This window comes from Ralstonia sp. RRA (assembly GCF_037023145.1).
Taxonomy (GTDB): Bacteria; Pseudomonadota; Gammaproteobacteria; order Burkholderiales; family Burkholderiaceae; genus Ralstonia.
This window is the reverse complement of sequence record NZ_CP146091.1, coordinates 1051460-1069373: the sequence shown is the minus strand read 5'-3', so window position 1 is coordinate 1069373 and position 17914 is coordinate 1051460. Positions and strand designations below refer to the sequence as shown.

Sequence of the window (17914 nt, the reverse complement as noted above, 5' to 3'; positions counted from 1 at the left end):
TTGCACCTCGGCGCGAGCGCTACCACACTTTTACAAAAGCGCCGAAAAACGCCAGCGCTTCAGGTCGTTCAGTGAATGCCCAGCTCGACGAAAAGCTCGCCGTGGCGCGCCTTCTGCGCACCAAAGCGCAGGCGTGTGGCCTGCACCACTGTGCGCAATTCAGTGAGCGCGTTCTCGAACACTTCGTTGATGATGATGAAGTCCGCCTCAGGGGCGTGCGCCATCTCGGAACCCGCAGCCAGCAGGCGACGCACGATCACGTTCGGTTCGTCCTGACCGCGCTTCTTCAGGCGATCTTCCAGCGCCGTGAGCGACGGCGGCAGGATGAAAATCTCGACTGCATTGGCAAAGCGCTTGTGCACCTGTTGCGCGCCCTGCCAGTCAATCTCGAGCAGCACGTCGGTGCCAGCGCGCATCTGTTCTTCAATCCACACGCGCGAGGTCGCGTAGTAGTTGCCATGCACCTCGGCCCATTCGAGAAACTCGCCGCGGTCACGGCAGGCCTTGAACTCCTCGACGGTCATGAAGTTGTACTCGCGGCCGTGCTGCTCGCCGGGACGCGGCTGGCGCGTGGTGGCCGAGACCGACAGGCGGATCGACGGGTCCTGCGCCAGCAGCGCATTCACCAGCGTCGATTTGCCGGCGCCGGAGGGTGCCACGACCATGAACAGGCTGCCCGGGAAATGGTTCTCGATGGGCGTATCGACGGCAGAGTGGGCTTGAGAGGATGGCATGTTCTAGTTCTGTTGTTCTAGGGTGTTATTCGAGGTTCTGGACTTGCTCGCGCATCTGCTCGATCAGCAGCTTGAGCTCCATCGATGCATCGGCCAGTTCCTTGGCGGCAGCCTTGGAGCCCAGCGTGTTCGCCTCGCGGTTGAGCTCCTGCATCATGAAGTCCAGGCGCTTGCCGAGTTGACCGCCCTTCTCCAGGAGATGGCGTGTTTCGCGCAGGTGCGCCTGCAGGCGTGAGAGCTCTTCTGCGATGTCGATGCGGATGCCGTAGACGGTGGCTTCCTGGCGGATGCGTTCGGACAGTTCATCACGCGTGAGTGCCGGCGTGCCTTCGGGTGCGGCCAGGCCAAAGGCCTCGCGCAGGCGCTCGGTCAGCTTGTCCTGGTGTTGCTGGATCAGGTTCGGCACCATCGGCGACAGCTCTTCAACGATCTTGAGCATGGCGTCAACGCGGTCCAGCAGCATGGCCTTGAGCGCATCACCTTCGCGGCGGCGCGATTCCAGAAGTTGCTTGAGCGCCTCTTTGGCAGCATCGACCACGGCTTCGCGCAGCGCATCCTGGGTCAGCTCAGGTTCAGCCAGCACGCCGGGCCAGCGCAGGATCTCGCCCATGCGCAGCGAGCCCGACGCGGGCAGATAGCGCGTCACTTCCTGCTCAAGCTTAGCCAACTGTTGCAGCACGCCGACATTGAGCGCCGCCACATCGCTGGCGGCTTCCTGGCGCTGCAGGTTGATCCGGCACTCGAGCTTGCCGCGCGACAGTGCGCTCATGAGCATCTCGCGCAGCGCCGGCTCGAAGGCGCGGCACTCTTCCGGCGCGCGGAAGAACAGATCAAGAAAGCGCGAGTTGACGGTGCGGAACTCGACCGACACGGTGGCGACGTTGCCGCTCGGTGCACCATGGGCGTCGGTAAAGGCTGCCTGGCGCGTAGCGACGCCGTAGCCGGTCATGCTGTGGATCATGAAATCGAGGTGTCTTCTTAGAGGTGCTGGATGCCCGGCGTGCCGAAACGCATGCTGCGGCACGCTGAGAATTGGCGGGGAATCCCCCACCTTTTGTCGCTTTACAACGTGTGGACGGGTCAGGGAGAATCCGACAGCCATTTCGCCACACAAACCCATGACAGAGTCAAAAGGCTCAGGACAGCCACGCAGTGCACCGTTGCCGGTCGGCACCCTGCTGTCCAATTACCGTATTGTAAAGAAGTTGGCCAGCGGGGGGTTCAGCTTCGTCTATCTCGCCACCGATGAGCATGGGACGCCGGTGGCCGTGAAGGAATATCTGCCGTCTTCGCTGGCCCGTCGCGCGCCCGGCGAATTGATTCCTGTCGTGCCGGAAGAAAGCGCGAGCGCGTTCCGCCTCGGGCTCAAGTACTTCTTTGAAGAAGGCCGCTCGCTCGCCCGCATTTCTCACCCCGCCATCGTGCGCGTGCTCAATTTCTTCCGGGAAAACGGCACCGTCTACATGGTGATGACGTATGAGCAGGGCAAAACGCTGCAGGAGCACATCCTCAACGCGCGCCAGCAGGGCAAGCTCAAGATGCTGCGCGAGCGCTTCATCCGTCAGGTCTTCCATGACCTGATGAGCGGCCTGCGCGAAGTGCATATCCACAAGCTGCTGCACCTCGATATCAAGCCGGGCAACATCTACCTGCGCGAAGACCATTCGCCGATCCTGCTCGACTTTGGTGCCGCACGGCAGACGCTCACCGCAGAGGCTTCACGCTTCCAGCCGATGTACACGCCGGGCTTTGCTGCACCGGAGCTGTACCGCAAGCACAACGAACTGGGGCCGTGGACCGACATCTACAGCATTGGCGCAACCATCTACGCCTGCATGGCCGGCACGCCGCCGCAGGAAGCCACGCAGCGCGAGAAGGAAGACAAGCTGGAAGAAGGCCTGGAGCGCCTGCGCAAGGTCTATACGGCCAGCCTGATTGACTTGGTCGGCTGGTGCCTGAAGATGAAGCCGGAAGAGCGCCCGCAAAGCGTGTTCCGCTTGCAAAAGGTGCTGCGCGAAGAAAGCAACGCGCTGACCGAACTGCAGGCCCTGACTGCCGTCACGCAGGGCGGCCCGATCCCAGAAGAGAAAGAGGCGCTGACGACACGTTTCATGAGCCGTCTGTTGCGCCGCCGGGACAGTTGACCGCCGAGTTGCCTCAGGTAGGCGGAGTATGATTCCACAACGGTGCAGCGCTGGACGGGACCAGTCGCCGTACCGTTTCCCTTCACCGAATACTCAATAGCCGCAATGCGATTCTCGGTCTATCAAGAAAGCAAAAAAGGCGCGCGACGCGTCAACCAGGACCGCATGGGGTACTGCTTCACGCGCGACGCCATGCTGATGGTGCTGTGCGATGGCCTGGGCGGACACTCGCTGGGCGAGGTTGCTGCCCAACAGGCACTGCAAACCATGGCGCGCCAGTTCCAGCGCCACGCCCGCCCGTCGATCCGCAATCCGCACGACTTCCTGCATGAGAGCATCATGCTCGCGCACCGCGACATCCACCGCTATGCGGAGACGAACGGTCTGCCGGATGCGCCGCGCACCACCATCGTCTGCGCGCTGGCGCAACGCGGCTCGCTGCATTGGGCACACGCCGGGGATTCGCGCATGTACCTGATGCGCAAGGGCGAGCTGGTGACGCGCACGCGCGATCACTCCAAGATCGAGAACCTGCTGCAACAGGACCGCGTGCTGCCAATGCAGGTCGCGCACCACCCCGAGCGCAACAAGATCTACAACTGCCTGGGCTCGCCCAACCTGCCGCTGATCGACATCGGCGGCCCGGCCAATCTGGAGCCGGGCGACGTTGCCATGCTGTGCTCCGACGGCCTGTGGGGCAGCGTGCAGGAAGACGAACTGGTCGACACCTGCACGAGCTTCTCGGTTACGCAGGCGATTCCGGAACTGATTGCCCGCGCATTGCGCAATGCCGGCGACACCGCTGACAACACCACCGCCATCGCCATGATGTGGGAGCTGGACGCGGTGACCACCACGCAAGACTCGGTGCAGACCGACACCCTGCCGCTGAATGCCTTCACCACCTCCATCCTCGACGCGCCGGGCGGTGAGTCGGGGCTGATGTCGGAAGAGGAAATCGAGCGCTCCATCGCCGAGATCCGCGCCGCCATCGACAAGACCAGCAATCTGACGCGCTGAGCCTCCGAGCAGCACTCAACCGGCCCGCCCTGCCAGGAGCAGCGCGGGCCGGTATCATGTCGGGCTATCCGTTTTCTCAAGCGAGACCCCACATGCGTCCCAGCGGCCGTCAGTCCGATCAACTCCGCCCCGTCACCCTCACCCGCCACTTCACGCGCCACGCTGAAGGCTCGGTGCTGGTGTGCTTTGGCGATACCCAAGTGCTCTGCACGGCCAGCGTGCTGCCCAAGGTGCCGCCGCACAAGAAAGGCAGCGGCGAAGGCTGGGTGACGGCTGAATACGGCATGCTGCCGCGCTCGACGCACACCCGCTCCGACCGCGAAGCCGCACGCGGCAAGCAGACCGGCCGCACGCAGGAAATCCAACGCCTGATCGGCCGGGCAATGCGTTCGGTGTTCGATCTGGCGGCGCTGGGCGAATACACCATCCACCTTGACTGCGACGTACTCCAGGCTGACGGCGGCACGCGGACGGCCAGCATTACCGGTGCGTTTGTGGCAGCGCATGACGCGATCTCCGCCATGCGCGCGAAGGGCCAGTTGCCCGATGGCGCACAGCCGATCCGCGACTTCGTCGCTGCGGTGTCGGTAGGTGTGGTCGACGGCGTGCCGGTGCTCGATCTGGACTATCCGGAAGACTCCGCCTGCGACACCGACATGAACGTCGTCATGACCGGTAGCGGCGGCTTTGTGGAAGTGCAAGGCACGGCGGAAGGCACGCCCTTCACGCGTGCCGAGATGGACGCGCTGCTGGGCCTGGCCGACCAGGGCATCCGCACGCTGATCGGCCTGCAGAAGCAGGCGCTGGGCCTGTGAGCGAAGTCGCCATGCGCAAGATCGTTCTGGCCTCCAACAACGCCGGCAAGCTGACGGAGTTCAACGCCCTGCTCGCGCCCCTCGGGTTCGACGTGACGCCGCAGGGCGCGCTCGGCATTCCCGAGGCGGAGGAGCCCTACGCAACCTTCGTCGAAAACGCGCTCACCAAGGCGCGCCACGCGAGCCGTGCTTCGGGCCTGCCCGCACTGGCAGACGATTCCGGCATCTGCGTGCACGCGCTGGATGGCGCGCCGGGCGTGTACTCCGCGCGCTATGCGCAACTGGCCGGAGAAGAGAAATCGGACGCCGCCAACAACGCCCGCCTCGTGCGCGAACTGGCCGGCAAGGCCGACCGCGGCGCACACTATGTTTGCGTACTGGTCTACGTCCGTCATGCCGACGATCCGCAGCCCATCATCGCCGAGGGCAACTGGTTCGGCGAGGTGATCGACGCACCGCGCGGCGATGGCGGCTTCGGCTACGACCCGTACTTCCTGCTGCCTGATCTCGGCAAGACTGCCGCTGAGTTGTCCAAAGCGGAAAAGAACAGCGTGAGCCATCGCGCACAGGCGCTCGCGCAACTGGTCGAGCGACTGCGCCTGTTTGAAAACACCTGAAGTTTCGATGATCCCGATTCACCCCGCCGGCGTCAGCAAGACGCCCTCCGCGACCGCCGCTGAGACCGGTGACAAGGTCACCTCCGTCTTCCTGCAGCCGGGCAAGATCAGCCTGCCGGCGTCACCGCCGTTGTCGTTGTACGTGCACGTGCCGTGGTGCGTGCGCAAGTGCCCGTACTGCGATTTCAACTCGCATGCGGAACCCGACCAGGGCATCCCGGAAGAACGTTTTCTCGCGGCCGTGCGGCAAGATCTGGAAGCTGCGCTGCCGATGGTGTGGGGCCGGCATGTGCACACCATCTTCATCGGTGGCGGCACGCCCAGCCTGCTGTCTGCGCAGGGGCTGGACCGGCTGCTGTCGGACATCCGCATGCTGCTGCCCGTCGATGCCGATGCCGAGATCACGATGGAAGCGAATCCCGGCACGTTCGAAGCCGAGCGCTTCCGCAGCTATCGCGCCAGCGGCGTGAACCGCCTGTCGATCGGCATCCAGAGCTTCAACGACGCGCACCTGCAAGCGCTGGGCCGCATCCACAGCGCGACTGAAGCACGTGCCGCCATCGACATCGCCCGCACGCACTTCGACAACATCAACCTCGACCTGATGTTCGCCCTGCCCGGCCAGACACTCGCCGAGTGCGAGGCCGATGTGGAGGCGGCACTGTCTTTCGATACCAACCACGTGTCGCTGTACCACCTGACGCTGGAACCAAACACGTACTTCGCCAAGTACCCGCCCGCGTTGCCGGACGACGACACCGCGTTTGCGATGCAGGACTGGATTCACGCGCGGCTGGCTGCGGCTGGCTACGAGCACTACGAGGTCTCGGCGTATGCGAAGGCGGGCAAACGCTGCAAGCACAACCTGAACTACTGGCAGTTCGGCGACTACCTCGGCATCGGGCCGGGCGCGCACGGCAAGCTGAGCTTTCCGCACCGGGTCATCCGCGAGATGCGGCACAAGCATCCGGACACGTACCTGCGGCAGGCCGAAACGGCCGGCGGCGCGACCGTCGTGCAGGAGCAGCGCGAAGTTGATGCAACGGATCTGCCATTCGAGTTCATGCTCAACGCGCTGCGCCTGACGGACGGCTTCCCCGTCACGCTGTTCCAGGAGCGCACGGGCCTGCCGCTTCGCACGATCGAGCGCGAACTCGATGCCGCCGAACAACGCGGCCTGCTCTCGCGCGACCATGTAGCGATCCGCCCGACCGAGCTGGGACAACGATTCCTGAACGATCTGCAGGAATTGTTCTTGGCCGACGACGAAAACTGACGGTTGCCGGCTGTCGCATTGCGCGATGTGCCGCTACAATGGCGGCCTTGCGTGCAATGCGCAGCGAAGTACAAGGAAGCGTGGCCGAGTGGTTTAAGGCAGCAGTCTTGAAAACTGCCGATGGGGTGACCCATCCGTGAGTTCGAATCTCACCGCTTCCGCCACTCCCCATCTAAGTCGTTGTTTTTTCTGAAAACCGTTGTACAGTAACGGGTTTCGGACAGCTTGGTGTGCCAATTGTGTGTGCCAAAAAGCAAAACGACGACATGCCTAAGTACCTCTACAAGCGCTCCGACGGCCGCAGCCCGAACTGGCACGTCCGCTTGACCCCTCCGTCCGAAATTCACCATCTACTTCCCTCTTCCGAACTCAGCATCCGGAAATCGACCGGCACACCGGACAGGAAGAAGGCGCAAGCCGTCGCTGCACGCATTGAGGCCAAATACCGCCAGGAATGGGAAGCGCTGCGCGCGCGCATCCACGACCTCACGGACAAAATCGCACTACCGACCGTTGGGTTGACCGATTCACTGATTACCCAGATATGTGGCGCGCGACTTGCGTCCTGGTCATTGACCGACAATGGCGAACGCATCGAGAACGAAGGCCTGGACGATGAGGAACTGCAAGACATTGAGCAGTTCTGTGAGCTGTCCGATGCCGCGATGCGCAGCATCCTGGCGAAGGGAAAGCGCTCGTCGGACTGGGACGATGTTGTCGAAAATATCCTGGAGTGGTGCAAAAACCTTGGGTATCTCGTTGAGACAACGGACCCTTTGTTCCCGAGACTGGTGCGGAGCTTTGCCGACGCCGAGAAGACCGCTCAAGCCATCATTCGCCAACGCAACGCCGGCGATGCTGCTGTCTTCCCGACGCCAGAACTTGCGAAGCCGCGCTTGTCCGAGATGGTGGAGGCGTATACGGCTCACAAGGAAGGAAATGTTGGGCGCAAGACCTTCACGACCTGCCTCAGCATCTGGCAACGCTTCATCGATTTCTGCGGAGACATAGCCCTCGATGCCGTGACCTCGGAGTTGGTCTACCGCTTTCTCGATGACCGGTTGCATACGGCCCAGCAGCCATGGTCTGCAAATTACGCCTTGGGTAGAGCGAAGAACACACTCAAGGAGTTCTTCGCCTTGGCGCGCACGCGGAGCATGATGACGTCTGCAAATCCCGTGTTGGCGCTGGAAATCACCCCTAAGCTTAGTGTTGTGCAAGCTGCGGAGCGGGCAAGGCCCCGTCACCCGTACAGTGCCGAGCAACTCGACACGCTCTTTGCCTCTGACTGGTATGTACCGACATCATCACGGTTCACAGGGAAAATGCGCCGGGATTTGGCCGCCAGGTATTGGGCACCGCTGATTTGCCTTTTCCACGGCCTGCGCGTTCGGGAAGTCGTTCAGCTTCATAGCCACGACATCTCCGTTGTGGAGGGCGTACTGCTCATGACGATTCAACTTGACCTTACCGGGACCGAGTCCAGCGACGCCGTTGAGCGAACAGTCAAGAATGAATCCACCAAGCGAACGGTCCCGGTACACCCGATACTTATCGAGCTTGGCTTTGCCGATTTCGTCGACACGGTGCGACAGCGGCACACTGTGGGTGCCCCCCTGTTTCCGTCGGCCGTTCCTGACCCGAATAGCAAAGCCCCTCTATGGGGACGAGCCTACGAGCAAGCGTTCTTGCGACATGTCCGCGAACGGCTCGCCTTCGGCCCCGGCTTTGGCAATCACAGTTTCCGGCACACAATCGAGGACAAGATTCGCGACGCCCAGTTGCTGGAAGGTGTATGGCCTGCTGGCCTCTCGCAGTTTTATACGGGCCGAAAGCTGCCGCGCGACTCTGACAAGACTCTGCTTCGCCTCCAGGGGAGCGAGATTGACTACGGCAAGGGCTACAACCCCATGCACATGGTGGGCCACATCCGGCGCATCGAATACAAAGACGTGACGCTGCCGCCAGCATTTGCCACTTGGCTGGCTGGTGCAACAGCCGTTGACCCGACTTTGCTTCGGCAGAATCAGAGCCGCCATCGCAAGACATCCAAAACCGCACCTCAATCGTCGCTGCGCAGCGCTTGACGAAGCGACGTGCGGAGGGCGGCCGACTGCTTCAGTGGGCCGCCCTTTCTGAATCAATGCATCAATACCTCGGCTCACGGTGCCTATCGCGGAGCGCCAGCCTTCGCAGATGCAGGCTAATCGTCGTCATGCTGCCCCGTCCCAGTTCCGCACGCACATTGCTCGGCCCGACGCGTCGCTTCTGCTGAACGAGCACGACACACGCGCGCACGACGTCGACCAAGGTAACGCCTGGTCGTCCCGCCATCGTTTTGTCCTCCTTTGATATCCGCCCGATTGGCGCATAGCACGTATAGGCAACAACGATGGAATTACGTAATCGATATTTGAATTACGTAATCGATATTTGGTGCATTCTCGACCGTCCTCGCACATTCTGTTTTTGCTTCAAAAATCAGGAGAAACGCGAGAATGAACACAACCGTAAGCACCCAATCCGTCGGCGTCCGCACAGTCCTCCACCTGTCTCCCGCCGTGTGCGCGGCAGCGATGTCGGCCGCCCAACAATCGGGACAGAGCTTGCAAGAATGGCTCGATGACCGAGTTGGCTATGCCATGGCCGACGACGACGTCATGCTTGAGAAAGGACTCGGTGCGGTGGCACCCTGGTCGCTTGCCTGCGCTGACCTGTTCGCGCAAGTCGCTAACGGCGCGCCGGAAGCGCTGTGCGGCCGGTGGGCGTTGCTGTACGAGCGCGTCCGACTTGAGCGGTCGCTGTGGCACGAGCCCGCGCAGAGCGTCGAGGAAATCGAAGCCGGTACCCTGTTCGCGGAACCCTACATCTCGCTGCCCCGGCTACGGGCAGCGTGGCCACGGTTGTGTGCGGCGACGTTCTGCGTCTAACAGATGGACTCGGCTACCCATCCTAGCCGAGTCCCATGCCTATCGCATCCTTCCGGGCAGGCCAACGAATCATCAAATCACTTCGCCCAAAAGCTCCCGCCCCGCCTTCTTCAGCGTGAACGTGCCGTAAAATCGGTTCAGATAGGCAGGCCGGTCCTCACCGACCGGGATGTATTGCAGCTTGCCGCAATTCTTCAGCAAGAGCAGGGCGTGGAACAGGATGTCTCCCGATTCCTGCGCATCCACAAACCGCGCCGCGCCGACCTCAGCATACCGGGTCAGCCCATCCTGTTCCGGCGAAAACACAAACCGCTGCTTGTCATCCAGACCCGCGACAGACCGCTCCGTGGCCACGTTCAAATGCTGAACGACCACGAAGTGCCGCACGACATATCGGGCAAAGTTCTCCGTGGAATCGTCCTTGTAAGCGTTCAAAGCTTGGCGCAGGCCCTCGAGCGATAGCTTCCCTGCATCCCACTCCAAGAACTGCTTGGCGCCCTTCTCTTTCGCCAGATTCTCTGCCTCTATGGCACAAACAATCAGGGTCCAGATGGCCTGCCTTGCGAAATTCGGCCACTTTTGCTCATCATGGCCAACCGTTCCGCGAAGTTTCGCCTTCAACGCAGCAATGGAGAGGTACTCGCTATCATCAGTCAGTCCTGCGGCCTGCAATGTTTTGTGGTCAGCCTGCTCTGTTTTCGCCCACTCGTAGTTTTCCTGGATAGTCTCAAACACGAGGTTGTCTTCGGTGGGCTTATTCAGGTAGGCCGCAATCACATCGGCGATATGTTCCTTCTGCCTAGGTGCACCCGTTTGCTCTGCAAGCAGAATATGGCGCTCGGCCAATGCCAGCAGTGTCTCCATCGCCAATCGCTGTAGCGCCCGCACCTGGAGAACAGCCCATTGCAACCGAGTCCTTTCCAGTCCAGAGTCATCAATAGGGGCACCTCCCGGAGTACAGCCGGCCGCCATTGCATGCCGAATGGCTTCCACCGTTGTATCGGCCTCTTCCTCCTCCAACGCAGCCATGGTTCGCAGTGCCAGCATCAAGCCCTTTCGCCTGTGTTTGCCATCCTCGGAAAGCTTGCCAAACTCCGCTGCGAAGTACTGCCGCATAAAGGCGTTCTGCTCTCCCCGTGACGGCGCCTCCAGCGCAAGGACGGGCCTAAGCTTCTGCAGAAGCTTCTTCGTGCAGGTCAGTTCGTGCGGGTCGGCCAACCATCGCGCGACGGCAGGTTCCAGTTTTTGCACTTCCTCCTCGTAGGCTTTGGCCAGCGCAAGGCCCGCGTCCGTGCAGGAATATGTGCCGTGGTACTGTTTCGTCCCTTCGTTGAGAAACCGCAAGCCATTCAGCAAACTGGGCTTGTACCAGGCCGTGTCCCAGAACGACACTTTGATGCTCGGCCAAGTCTCCTTGCGCAACTCAACTTCATCCGGGTCGTTCTCGAAACGGTCCGTGCCTGGGTACCCTTGCAGACCATCAAGCTTCGCGACCCAGTTGAGCAGAAGCTGAATCTTCCAGATGCCCAATTCCGTTTCTTTGCGCAGCTTCCCGACATTCCCTTTGCCGTCAACAAATGCGCGCTGTTGCAGCGTATCCACCATCCAGCAAATGGCGGCATAGGGGCGAATGTGCCGTGCCGCGTTGTTCAAGCCCGTAAACACGCCACCGTACAGTCGTTCACCGACGGCGCCCATTCCAAGGAAGTCACCTGCGCTTGAGCGCGGCGGCACAGTCGTAAAAGTCGGTCCAGCCGGAATCATTGCGCCTCCTCTTTTTCAAGCTGCGGGGTTTTAGGACGAAAATCCACGGTGACAGCCTCCCCCTCCCTGGCGAGTATTCGATTAGCCGCTGCGCCAAGCTTGAGAAAGATTGGCCGCTGGCACCGAGCCTTACAGACCGCCATACGCATAGACTTAAGTCTGTTGATTTCTTTAACACCCAACCGCTCGTAGCACTGAGGACACCCCACAACTGCAGGCAGCTCATCGGCAATGAGGACCGAGTAAAGTTTGTAATTGCCAGACGATTTTCGCAGCGCTTGAACCACATCCGCGATGTCATTCTGGTCATCAGGAACCGGCGGCTTGGAGTTATCCAACGCCAGTACCAGCACACTGTCGATGCGGTCTTCGACGCGCGGTGCGCAGGCAATGCGATGAGTCTGTTCGAGCAAATCCGGAAGTGCAAAACACTTGGCCATCAAAGGAATACGCCCTTCTTGCCACTCCGCCTCCAACAGACTCGGATAGTCGGCTGCAGAGAGCTGCCCTCCAGCGAACATCTCGATGGCTGACCGGATTTGGTCATAGCTCACCGGTTGCCGTCGACGCTCATGGCACAGCGCCGTAATGGCACCCACACTGGCGACCATTGGTAAGAGATTGTTGACAGCCGTTGGGCCCAATCGCAAGGTCATCAATGTCGACAAGAGCCCCATCATCTGAGAAGACAGATGCGCGGGAACCACGTCGGCGAGCTGCGCCCGACCTGTATCCACCTCCCGGAGCTTCGGCGGCATGGTCGCTCTCAGGTTGGTGCGAATCTTCTGCGGGATGGCCAAGATAGCAAGCCCGTCTGGCATGGGTCCCGCCAAGCGCTTATCGATGGCAATCTGCACAGCGATTCGAGCCTGGACCACAGATTCCCTGCGCTGTTGCCGCTTCTTTATGGCCCGCCGTTCTTCCTTGGAAACACCCTCGTTCTCGTCGGACTCGGCATCGTTATCCGCTTCATCCTCGTCCGATTCAGCATCCTCGTCGTCGTCCGCATCGGGCGACAGGGCCTTCTCGACCTCTTCATCGCTCATCTCGAGCAACTTACCCAGGGCCTTAAAGATGCGAAGGGCTTCTGCACTGGGTTGGTCACTCTTCTTCGTGCCTGCACCCTGCCCCGCGAGCCATTGGGCTTCCGTGACCAACGGGTCGTCTGACTCACTGTCCGCCGGCTCGGTTTCCTTGCTCTGTGGCCGCCCTTTGTTGTTCAGCTTGCGCTGAGTGAGCAACAAGTGCGCAGCGTTCAAAAGCAGATAGGCATCTTCTTCGTCATAGACGTTATCCTCAATCCGTCCAATCGATTTGGACAGGTCCACCTGCTTGGGTTTTGCAATCAGCTGAGGCTCGACATTTACCCAGGTGGTCGCATCGAAATCGGCACCCTTCACGGTCAACCACAAAGCCCTATCCGGCAAATCCCGAACCAGCTTCTCACCCACTTTTACGCAGGCGCGCCCTTGCGCATCAAGCGTCGCGGTCAAGGGCGACAAATGACCTTCGCTATGATGCAAATCGAGCTGCACCTCCTGGGAGGCCGGCACTGGTGAGCAACACACCTCGAGCACGTGATGGCGCGTGATATGGGCCACAGCATTCACTGTGTCATCGGCAGCCAAGGGCGCGGGATATTCGCACGGGATGTAACGCGGAACCTCGTCGGTCTTCCGCCAAGCAGCTGTCATCGACTGAGCCACGTGACGAATCAGGGAAACCTCGATGTTGTTGGTATTCCAAAGGCTTTGCTGCGTTGCATTGACCGAACCGGTCATCACGAGCGCTTCGCCATTAGCGTCCACCACCTCGAACCACTTGGCGTGCAAAATGCGGTCGTTATCCGGGGGCTCGACAAATTGATTGGGCTTGCTCCCCTGAGGGATGTCCTCCAGGAAGGGCGCAATCAAGTCATCGTTCTTGCGAGCCAAGCCATACCGGACGTGCTTGACGCCCAACTTGTCACGAAGTCGAACAACAGCTCCGACGTCCTTGTCGAAGTACGGTGACAACACGGTCAGCGACTTAGGCGTCGCGAGGTTTCGCCGAGCCAGGTCAAGGAACTGCGTGCCGGCCGCTTCAGCCAAAGTCGTCACCAACCAGACCCTCTGCGGGTCCGCCGCGTTGGCAGCATATTGGTCGCGCTGTGCCCGTGCCCTCCGGGCGAACCGGGCCAGGATTTCCTCGTCTTCGCGGGACAATAAATTTAGCCGCGCCGGCAACAGTTCCAGGAAGTCGGCAATTTGGCCAAAGACCAGTGGGTCCCTAGTCGCCCTGACTGCATCGACCACCTCCAGCGACCGGCTTTGGCCCTGCGTTGTCAGATTGGCGCTACTGACCACGAACACATCGCCGTCATCCGATTCGAGGTAGGCAATCTTGGGATGGAAGATGCCCCCGCCTTTACCTTCTTTCGTGGGTGTGGTGCTAATTACCCGATAGCGGCTGCCTCCAAAGCGACTCGTCGTGTTGTCCACGCTTTGGCGAGCCTCTCGAGCATCCAGCATGACCGTGATTTGCTCACAGTCTCCCTTATGCAACAGCGGATACGGCGCAGCCTCAAACCAAACGGACGAATAGGTGTAGGAGGTGAACAAAGCCCTTTTGGGCGCCACTTCTTTGAGAATGTCGTACAGCGTTGTCACTACGCCCCCCCTCAACGGCTCGCAGATTGTTCTTATTCGAAACACTCATGGTATGCAGACTTTCTGCATGATGAACCAAGAGCGTTCGCCGCGAGATATCTTGGGTACTCTTTTGCCTACCGTCAAATCAAGCGCATTAGCGGCTGCCGTTCTTTGGTGCACAACCCGCTGCCTGCGGCGCGGCGGAGCCCTGCAGCGCAGCGGCGAAGGTGCTGCGCAAACGGGATGCCACTGCACTGTTTCTGCCAAGGTCTTGGCTTGCACGTCGCGCTTCTCGCGACACAACCAAATCTAGAAGAACGACTCGACATGCCAGCCGCTTTTCGACGCTACATCGGCATCGACTATTCCGGGGCTCAGACGCCCAGCGACAGCCTGAAGGGGCTGCGCGTCTATATGGGCACCGAAAACGCGGAACCCGTCGAGGTGCTCCCGCCACCCAGTCCTCGGAAATACTGGACGCGACGTGGCTTGGCCATGTGGCTGGCAGACCGTCTACGTGAAGATATGCCGACCATCGTTGGCATCGACCACAGCTTCTCGTTTCCCCTCCGCTACTTCGAGGTTCATCAGTTGGAACACGATTGGTACGTGTTCTTGAAGGACTTCCAGAAGCACTGGCCGACGGACAGCGACCACACCTACGTCGATTTCGTCCGCGACGGCCTCGCCGGCAACGGCGCAGCACGGCAGGGAAACCCCAAGTGGCGGCGCATCACCGAAGAGCGCTGCAAGGCCAAGTCGTGCTTCCACTTCGACGTGCAGGGCTCGGTTGCCAAATCAACGCATTCGGGGCTGCCGTGGCTGCTCTACCTGCACCGGCAACTTGGCGATAAGATTCATTTCTGGCTATTCGACGGGTGGGACATTCCTCTAGGTCGCTCCGCAATCGTCGAAGCCTATCCGTCGATATGGAGGCACGCGTTCGCCGCTCAGGACGGTATGAGCAGCGACCAGCACGATGCGTTCGCCATCGCAGCGTGGCTCAAGGAAGCCGACAAGGCTGGTCGACTGCAAGCCGCATTGCACCCCTACCTATCGCCTGCTGAACAAACCATCGCAGGGGTGGAGGGCTGGATTCTGGGAGTCGGCTCTGCCTGACACACGTCGGGCACACGCAGCAGCACTCCGCCGGAAGGCAGTCCAGCGCGCAGCGCCCTGGCGTTGCATATCGCGCTGTTTTCCCGTTAATGGGTGTCCGTGATTGGGAGACGCCAGTATCTTCCTATCCGAAGGCCATCCATCGCCATAACACTGCCAGTCGATTGATTGGGAAGAGCACCATCGGAACCTACTGGCATATTTGCCAGGGCTTCGCCCATAAGACTGCTCCCCGGGCAAAGTTCGGCACGCGCTCGGCGTGCTGCGTATAGTGCGGTGCCTTTCACCGCTTGCTAGGGGCCGGGCGGGGCCTGAACGTCCCGCCGGCCACACTCCACCCTGTTGAGACTAATCTTTCTAGAGAAAGATTAGAGCGAACGCCAGAATCGCCTGTAAACCCTTATTTCAAAAGGCTTTACGACGCACCCAGCGTTCACGTAATGACAGGGTTTCGTTCACGTAAAGACGGGGGACTTATGTGAACGCTCGCCTGGGGTTAAGTTCGCCTCTTCCGCACGCCTCAGACCGGCGGACTATCGCACTACCCTGTCATTTTGTGAACGCACTTGGCCCACACCTCAAGCGAACAACGAGGACACATCAATAGGCGCCGTTGAAACGCTTTGCTCAGCAAACTCATGGGTGCGGTTGGGTGACTGATTGCGGCGACGCTGCGAGCGCTTCGGCATGAGCACGCGCTCCTCGTTCGGAAAACGCCACCGAGTAACGGTCACTGCATCAGCCTGTTCTAGGCATGACCCTGCCGACGCCTTCACCGTCCATCCAGGAAGCCGATTGATGTCGCTCAACGCACCCCGCAACAGTTGGCGTCGACGTCGGACTGTCGATGCCGCGACAGCGCGCCCTTCCGGCCAAACATAGGGGCCCAACGTGTCCAGTCTGAACGACATCGTGTCCCCCAGCCTGATACGCACCGAAAGCGCACAATGCAACGCGCGCGCGACGTCCGAGCGCAGCGACAAGCGTTCGGTCAACGAGACGGGAGAGAACTGCCGGCCCACGAGTATCTCCGTCAGTCGCCAATTGAGCACGACCTGTACGCCATTGGTGTCCCCGCGCCGCCATTGCAGGAGGCGAGAGCAAACCTGTACACCGGATGACGAGGTCGCCCATACCGTCACCTCGCAAAGCCGCTCCAATTCCATGCGGATTTGCCGGGTGGCGTTGCCACCCTCTGCCTGTCGGCCACAACGCCGTATCAACTCGCTGTAGCTGACGATTAACGCAGCCAGCGCCACCGGCTCGCCCTCACGATACGGAACCGGCAATGCCGTGCCGGAGCTACCAGCCCCGTTGTCGAGCGCGCCGACCAGTGCATTCCAATCGCTCCGGCCGGCGTGCCGTGCCCCATACTGCTCCGTAGCCAACTCAAGTAACACCAACAGCAAGGTCTGCTCAGGCATGCCGAGCATGTCTGGTCCGCGCAAACGCCACTCGACGCCACCAAATTCGCATTTGGTGTCCAGCTTCGGGCGCGAGCCTTTGCCAAGCGAACCGAATATCGCGGCCGTCGGTAACATTGGGTCGTATCGGACGAGACGTTTTTCCCGTGGCTTCCACTTCATTGCGTTGCCACCGGTCTCTTCTTCGCTGTCGCCGCGCGGTTCGAAGATTGGCCTGGTGCCCAGAGCGTCATCAGCCCCGATTCGGGTGCCTTTCGTAGAACCACGGTAGCACTCGGCCGTGCATAGTTGGCCTTCGAACAATCGAGCCGAACATAGTCACGCAAATCCGCCCGCTCAATACCGAGTTCGCTCGCCAGCGCATCGGAAACCGGCGAAAGATTGGCTTGCCAGCGCACACCATCCGTGAGTGCTGTGCACCCCCGTGAGGCACCGACCTGCTCTCCTGTGCCGCTCGAAATGGAACTGCGATTGGCGTGATGCGCCAAAAGGACGGCACTGCCCGTGTCGCGCGCGAGACGCTGAAATCGCGCGACCACGGCCGTCATGAAGGCCGTGTCGTTCTCATCACCATCGTGAAATTGCCGCAATGGGTCAAACACAATCAGACGGGCATTCGCGCACAACTCAAACAGTTCACGGCATTCCTTCGTGCCTTCTCCCATGCGGACCAGTGACCCATGCCCGCCCAGCGGATAGATGCCCAGATTGGTCTCCAACAGGCCCAGCAAGGCATGCTGGTCCTTTTTGTTCTGAGATGCCATGGACGAGACCAATTGCTCAGTGGCCTCGTGCAGTTTGCGGTGCATGATTGCCAGCGTCTCCTCGGCCAGGAACAACACAACCTTGCCAGGTGACCGGTCAGTGCCGTCTAGCGCCCCTCCAAGAACGGTATTGCCAGATGCTATGGCGCAGCCGATTTGAGTCAGGAGCGTGGTCTTGCCAAGCCCGCCAGGAGCAATCAACGAGCCAACCGTACCCGCCAGCAACCCCGGGAGAACGTGGTTCAAGACAGGGGGCGGCGTACGCAGCGTCTGGCGGATATTGATGCGCAGGTCCGCAAGGGTGGTCATTGTTCACCTCCCACAACGTGCTGTGCGAGCCAGGCATCCACGTCCACCCGACGCCAACGCAGCAGGCGGGTGCCGGGAATGTGAAGACGTGGCGGTACCGCCAACGGATTGCGACGCAGGTCTTTTTTGATTGTCTCCGGGCTGCGGCCGAGTAGCTCCGCGAGTTCGAAAAGATCCAACAGATACGACATGAATACACTCCGATAGATTGTTCTTTCCGGAGTACAGAGGGCGTTTCATGGCCCTATGCACCGCCAGATGTCACGGCGTGACTTCATGTGTATTCACGGGTTTTAGCCTTGCGGTGCCTCCTTGAGATACCGACGGTAGGCATGCCGAAAGGCGCTGCTGCAAATAGCAGATAGCTC

15 protein-coding genes and 1 tRNA gene are annotated in these 17914 nt (G+C 60.7%); 9 read left to right on the top strand and 7 right to left on the bottom strand.

Annotation, left to right across the window (positions count from 1 at the left end):
* Positions 1–68: 68 nt before the first annotated feature.
* Together gmk and V6657_RS05140 are read right to left on the bottom strand one after the other, a co-directional pair.
* Complete coding sequence (gene gmk, locus V6657_RS05145; RefSeq protein WP_048936005.1) at positions 69–734, bottom strand: guanylate kinase; 666 nt, start codon at positions 732–734, stop codon at positions 69–71.
* 25 nt (positions 735–759) lie between these two features.
* Entirely contained in the window at positions 760–1695 is a 936-nt protein-coding gene (locus V6657_RS05140) for a YicC/YloC family endoribonuclease (RefSeq protein ID WP_048936004.1), read from the bottom strand.
* A gap of 157 nt (positions 1696–1852) precedes the next feature.
* Here V6657_RS05140 and V6657_RS05135 point away from each other — a divergent pair, with 157 nt between their 5' ends.
* The 8 genes from V6657_RS05135 to V6657_RS05100 all read left to right on the top strand — a co-directional run bounded on the left by V6657_RS05135 (position 1853) and on the right by V6657_RS05100 (position 9536).
* Positions 1853–2878, top strand: coding sequence for a serine/threonine-protein kinase (locus V6657_RS05135; protein ID WP_048936003.1), 1026 nt, complete (start codon positions 1853–1855; stop codon positions 2876–2878).
* Positions 2879–2983: 105 nt separating this feature from the next.
* Entirely contained in the window at positions 2984–3898 is a 915-nt protein-coding gene (locus V6657_RS05130; protein WP_021195054.1) for a PP2C family serine/threonine-protein phosphatase, read from the top strand.
* A 92-nt stretch (positions 3899–3990) separates the two neighbouring features.
* The gene (gene rph / locus V6657_RS05125) at positions 3991–4713 is read left to right on the top strand and encodes a ribonuclease PH (protein WP_048936002.1); all 723 of its coding nucleotides are present in this window, start codon (positions 3991–3993) and stop codon (positions 4711–4713) included.
* A gap of 11 nt (positions 4714–4724) precedes the next feature.
* Positions 4725–5330 carry an RdgB/HAM1 family non-canonical purine NTP pyrophosphatase gene (rdgB, locus tag V6657_RS05120; protein ID WP_048936019.1) on the top strand — a complete coding sequence of 202 codons (606 nt, stop codon included), beginning with the start codon at positions 4725–4727 and terminating at the stop codon, positions 5328–5330.
* Between the two features lie 7 nt (positions 5331–5337).
* Positions 5338–6606, top strand: a complete 1269-nt coding sequence (hemW, locus tag V6657_RS05115) for a radical SAM family heme chaperone HemW (protein WP_048936001.1) — start codon at positions 5338–5340, stop codon at positions 6604–6606.
* Between the two features lie 74 nt (positions 6607–6680).
* A tRNA-Ser gene (locus V6657_RS05110) sits at positions 6681–6770 on the top strand.
* A 102-nt stretch (positions 6771–6872) separates the two neighbouring features.
* A complete protein-coding gene (locus V6657_RS05105; RefSeq protein WP_048936000.1) occupies positions 6873–8693 on the top strand; it encodes a DUF6538 domain-containing protein in 1821 nt (606 codons plus the stop codon).
* A gap of 411 nt (positions 8694–9104) precedes the next feature.
* Positions 9105–9536 carry a hypothetical protein gene (locus tag V6657_RS05100; protein WP_048935999.1) on the top strand — a complete coding sequence of 144 codons (432 nt, stop codon included), beginning with the start codon at positions 9105–9107 and terminating at the stop codon, positions 9534–9536.
* A 72-nt stretch (positions 9537–9608) separates the two neighbouring features.
* Here the strand turns inward: V6657_RS05100 and V6657_RS05095 are convergent, their stop codons facing one another.
* The gene (locus V6657_RS05095) at positions 9609–11300 is read right to left on the bottom strand and encodes a hypothetical protein (RefSeq protein ID WP_048935998.1); all 1692 of its coding nucleotides are present in this window, start codon (positions 11298–11300) and stop codon (positions 9609–9611) included.
* Positions 11297–13948 carry a hypothetical protein gene (locus tag V6657_RS05090; RefSeq protein WP_137884859.1) on the bottom strand — a complete coding sequence of 884 codons (2652 nt, stop codon included), beginning with the start codon at positions 13946–13948 and terminating at the stop codon, positions 11297–11299. Before V6657_RS05090 ends, V6657_RS05095 begins: the two co-directional genes overlap by 4 nt.
* 309 nt (positions 13949–14257) lie before the next feature.
* On the opposite strand from V6657_RS05090, the gene V6657_RS05085 reads away from it, so the two are divergent.
* Entirely contained in the window at positions 14258–15049 is a 792-nt protein-coding gene (locus tag V6657_RS05085; protein ID WP_048935996.1) for a hypothetical protein, read from the top strand.
* Between the two features lie 578 nt (positions 15050–15627).
* Here V6657_RS05085 and repC read toward each other — a convergent pair.
* The 3 genes from repC to V6657_RS05070 are packed head-to-tail and all read right to left on the bottom strand — an operon-like array spanning position 15628 to position 17737.
* The gene (gene repC, locus V6657_RS05080; protein ID WP_048935995.1) at positions 15628–16635 is read right to left on the bottom strand and encodes a replication protein C, IncQ-type; all 1008 of its coding nucleotides are present in this window, start codon (positions 16633–16635) and stop codon (positions 15628–15630) included.
* Positions 16632–17546, bottom strand: coding sequence for an AAA family ATPase (locus V6657_RS05075; protein ID WP_048935994.1), 915 nt, complete (start codon positions 17544–17546; stop codon positions 16632–16634). Before V6657_RS05075 ends, repC begins: the two co-directional genes overlap by 4 nt.
* Positions 17543–17737 (bottom strand): helix-turn-helix domain-containing protein, encoded by a 195-nt coding sequence (locus V6657_RS05070; protein WP_048935993.1) that lies wholly within the window; start codon positions 17735–17737, stop codon positions 17543–17545. The genes V6657_RS05075 and V6657_RS05070 overlap by 4 nt, the downstream gene beginning before the upstream one ends.
* Between the last annotated feature and the right edge of the window lie 177 nt (positions 17738–17914).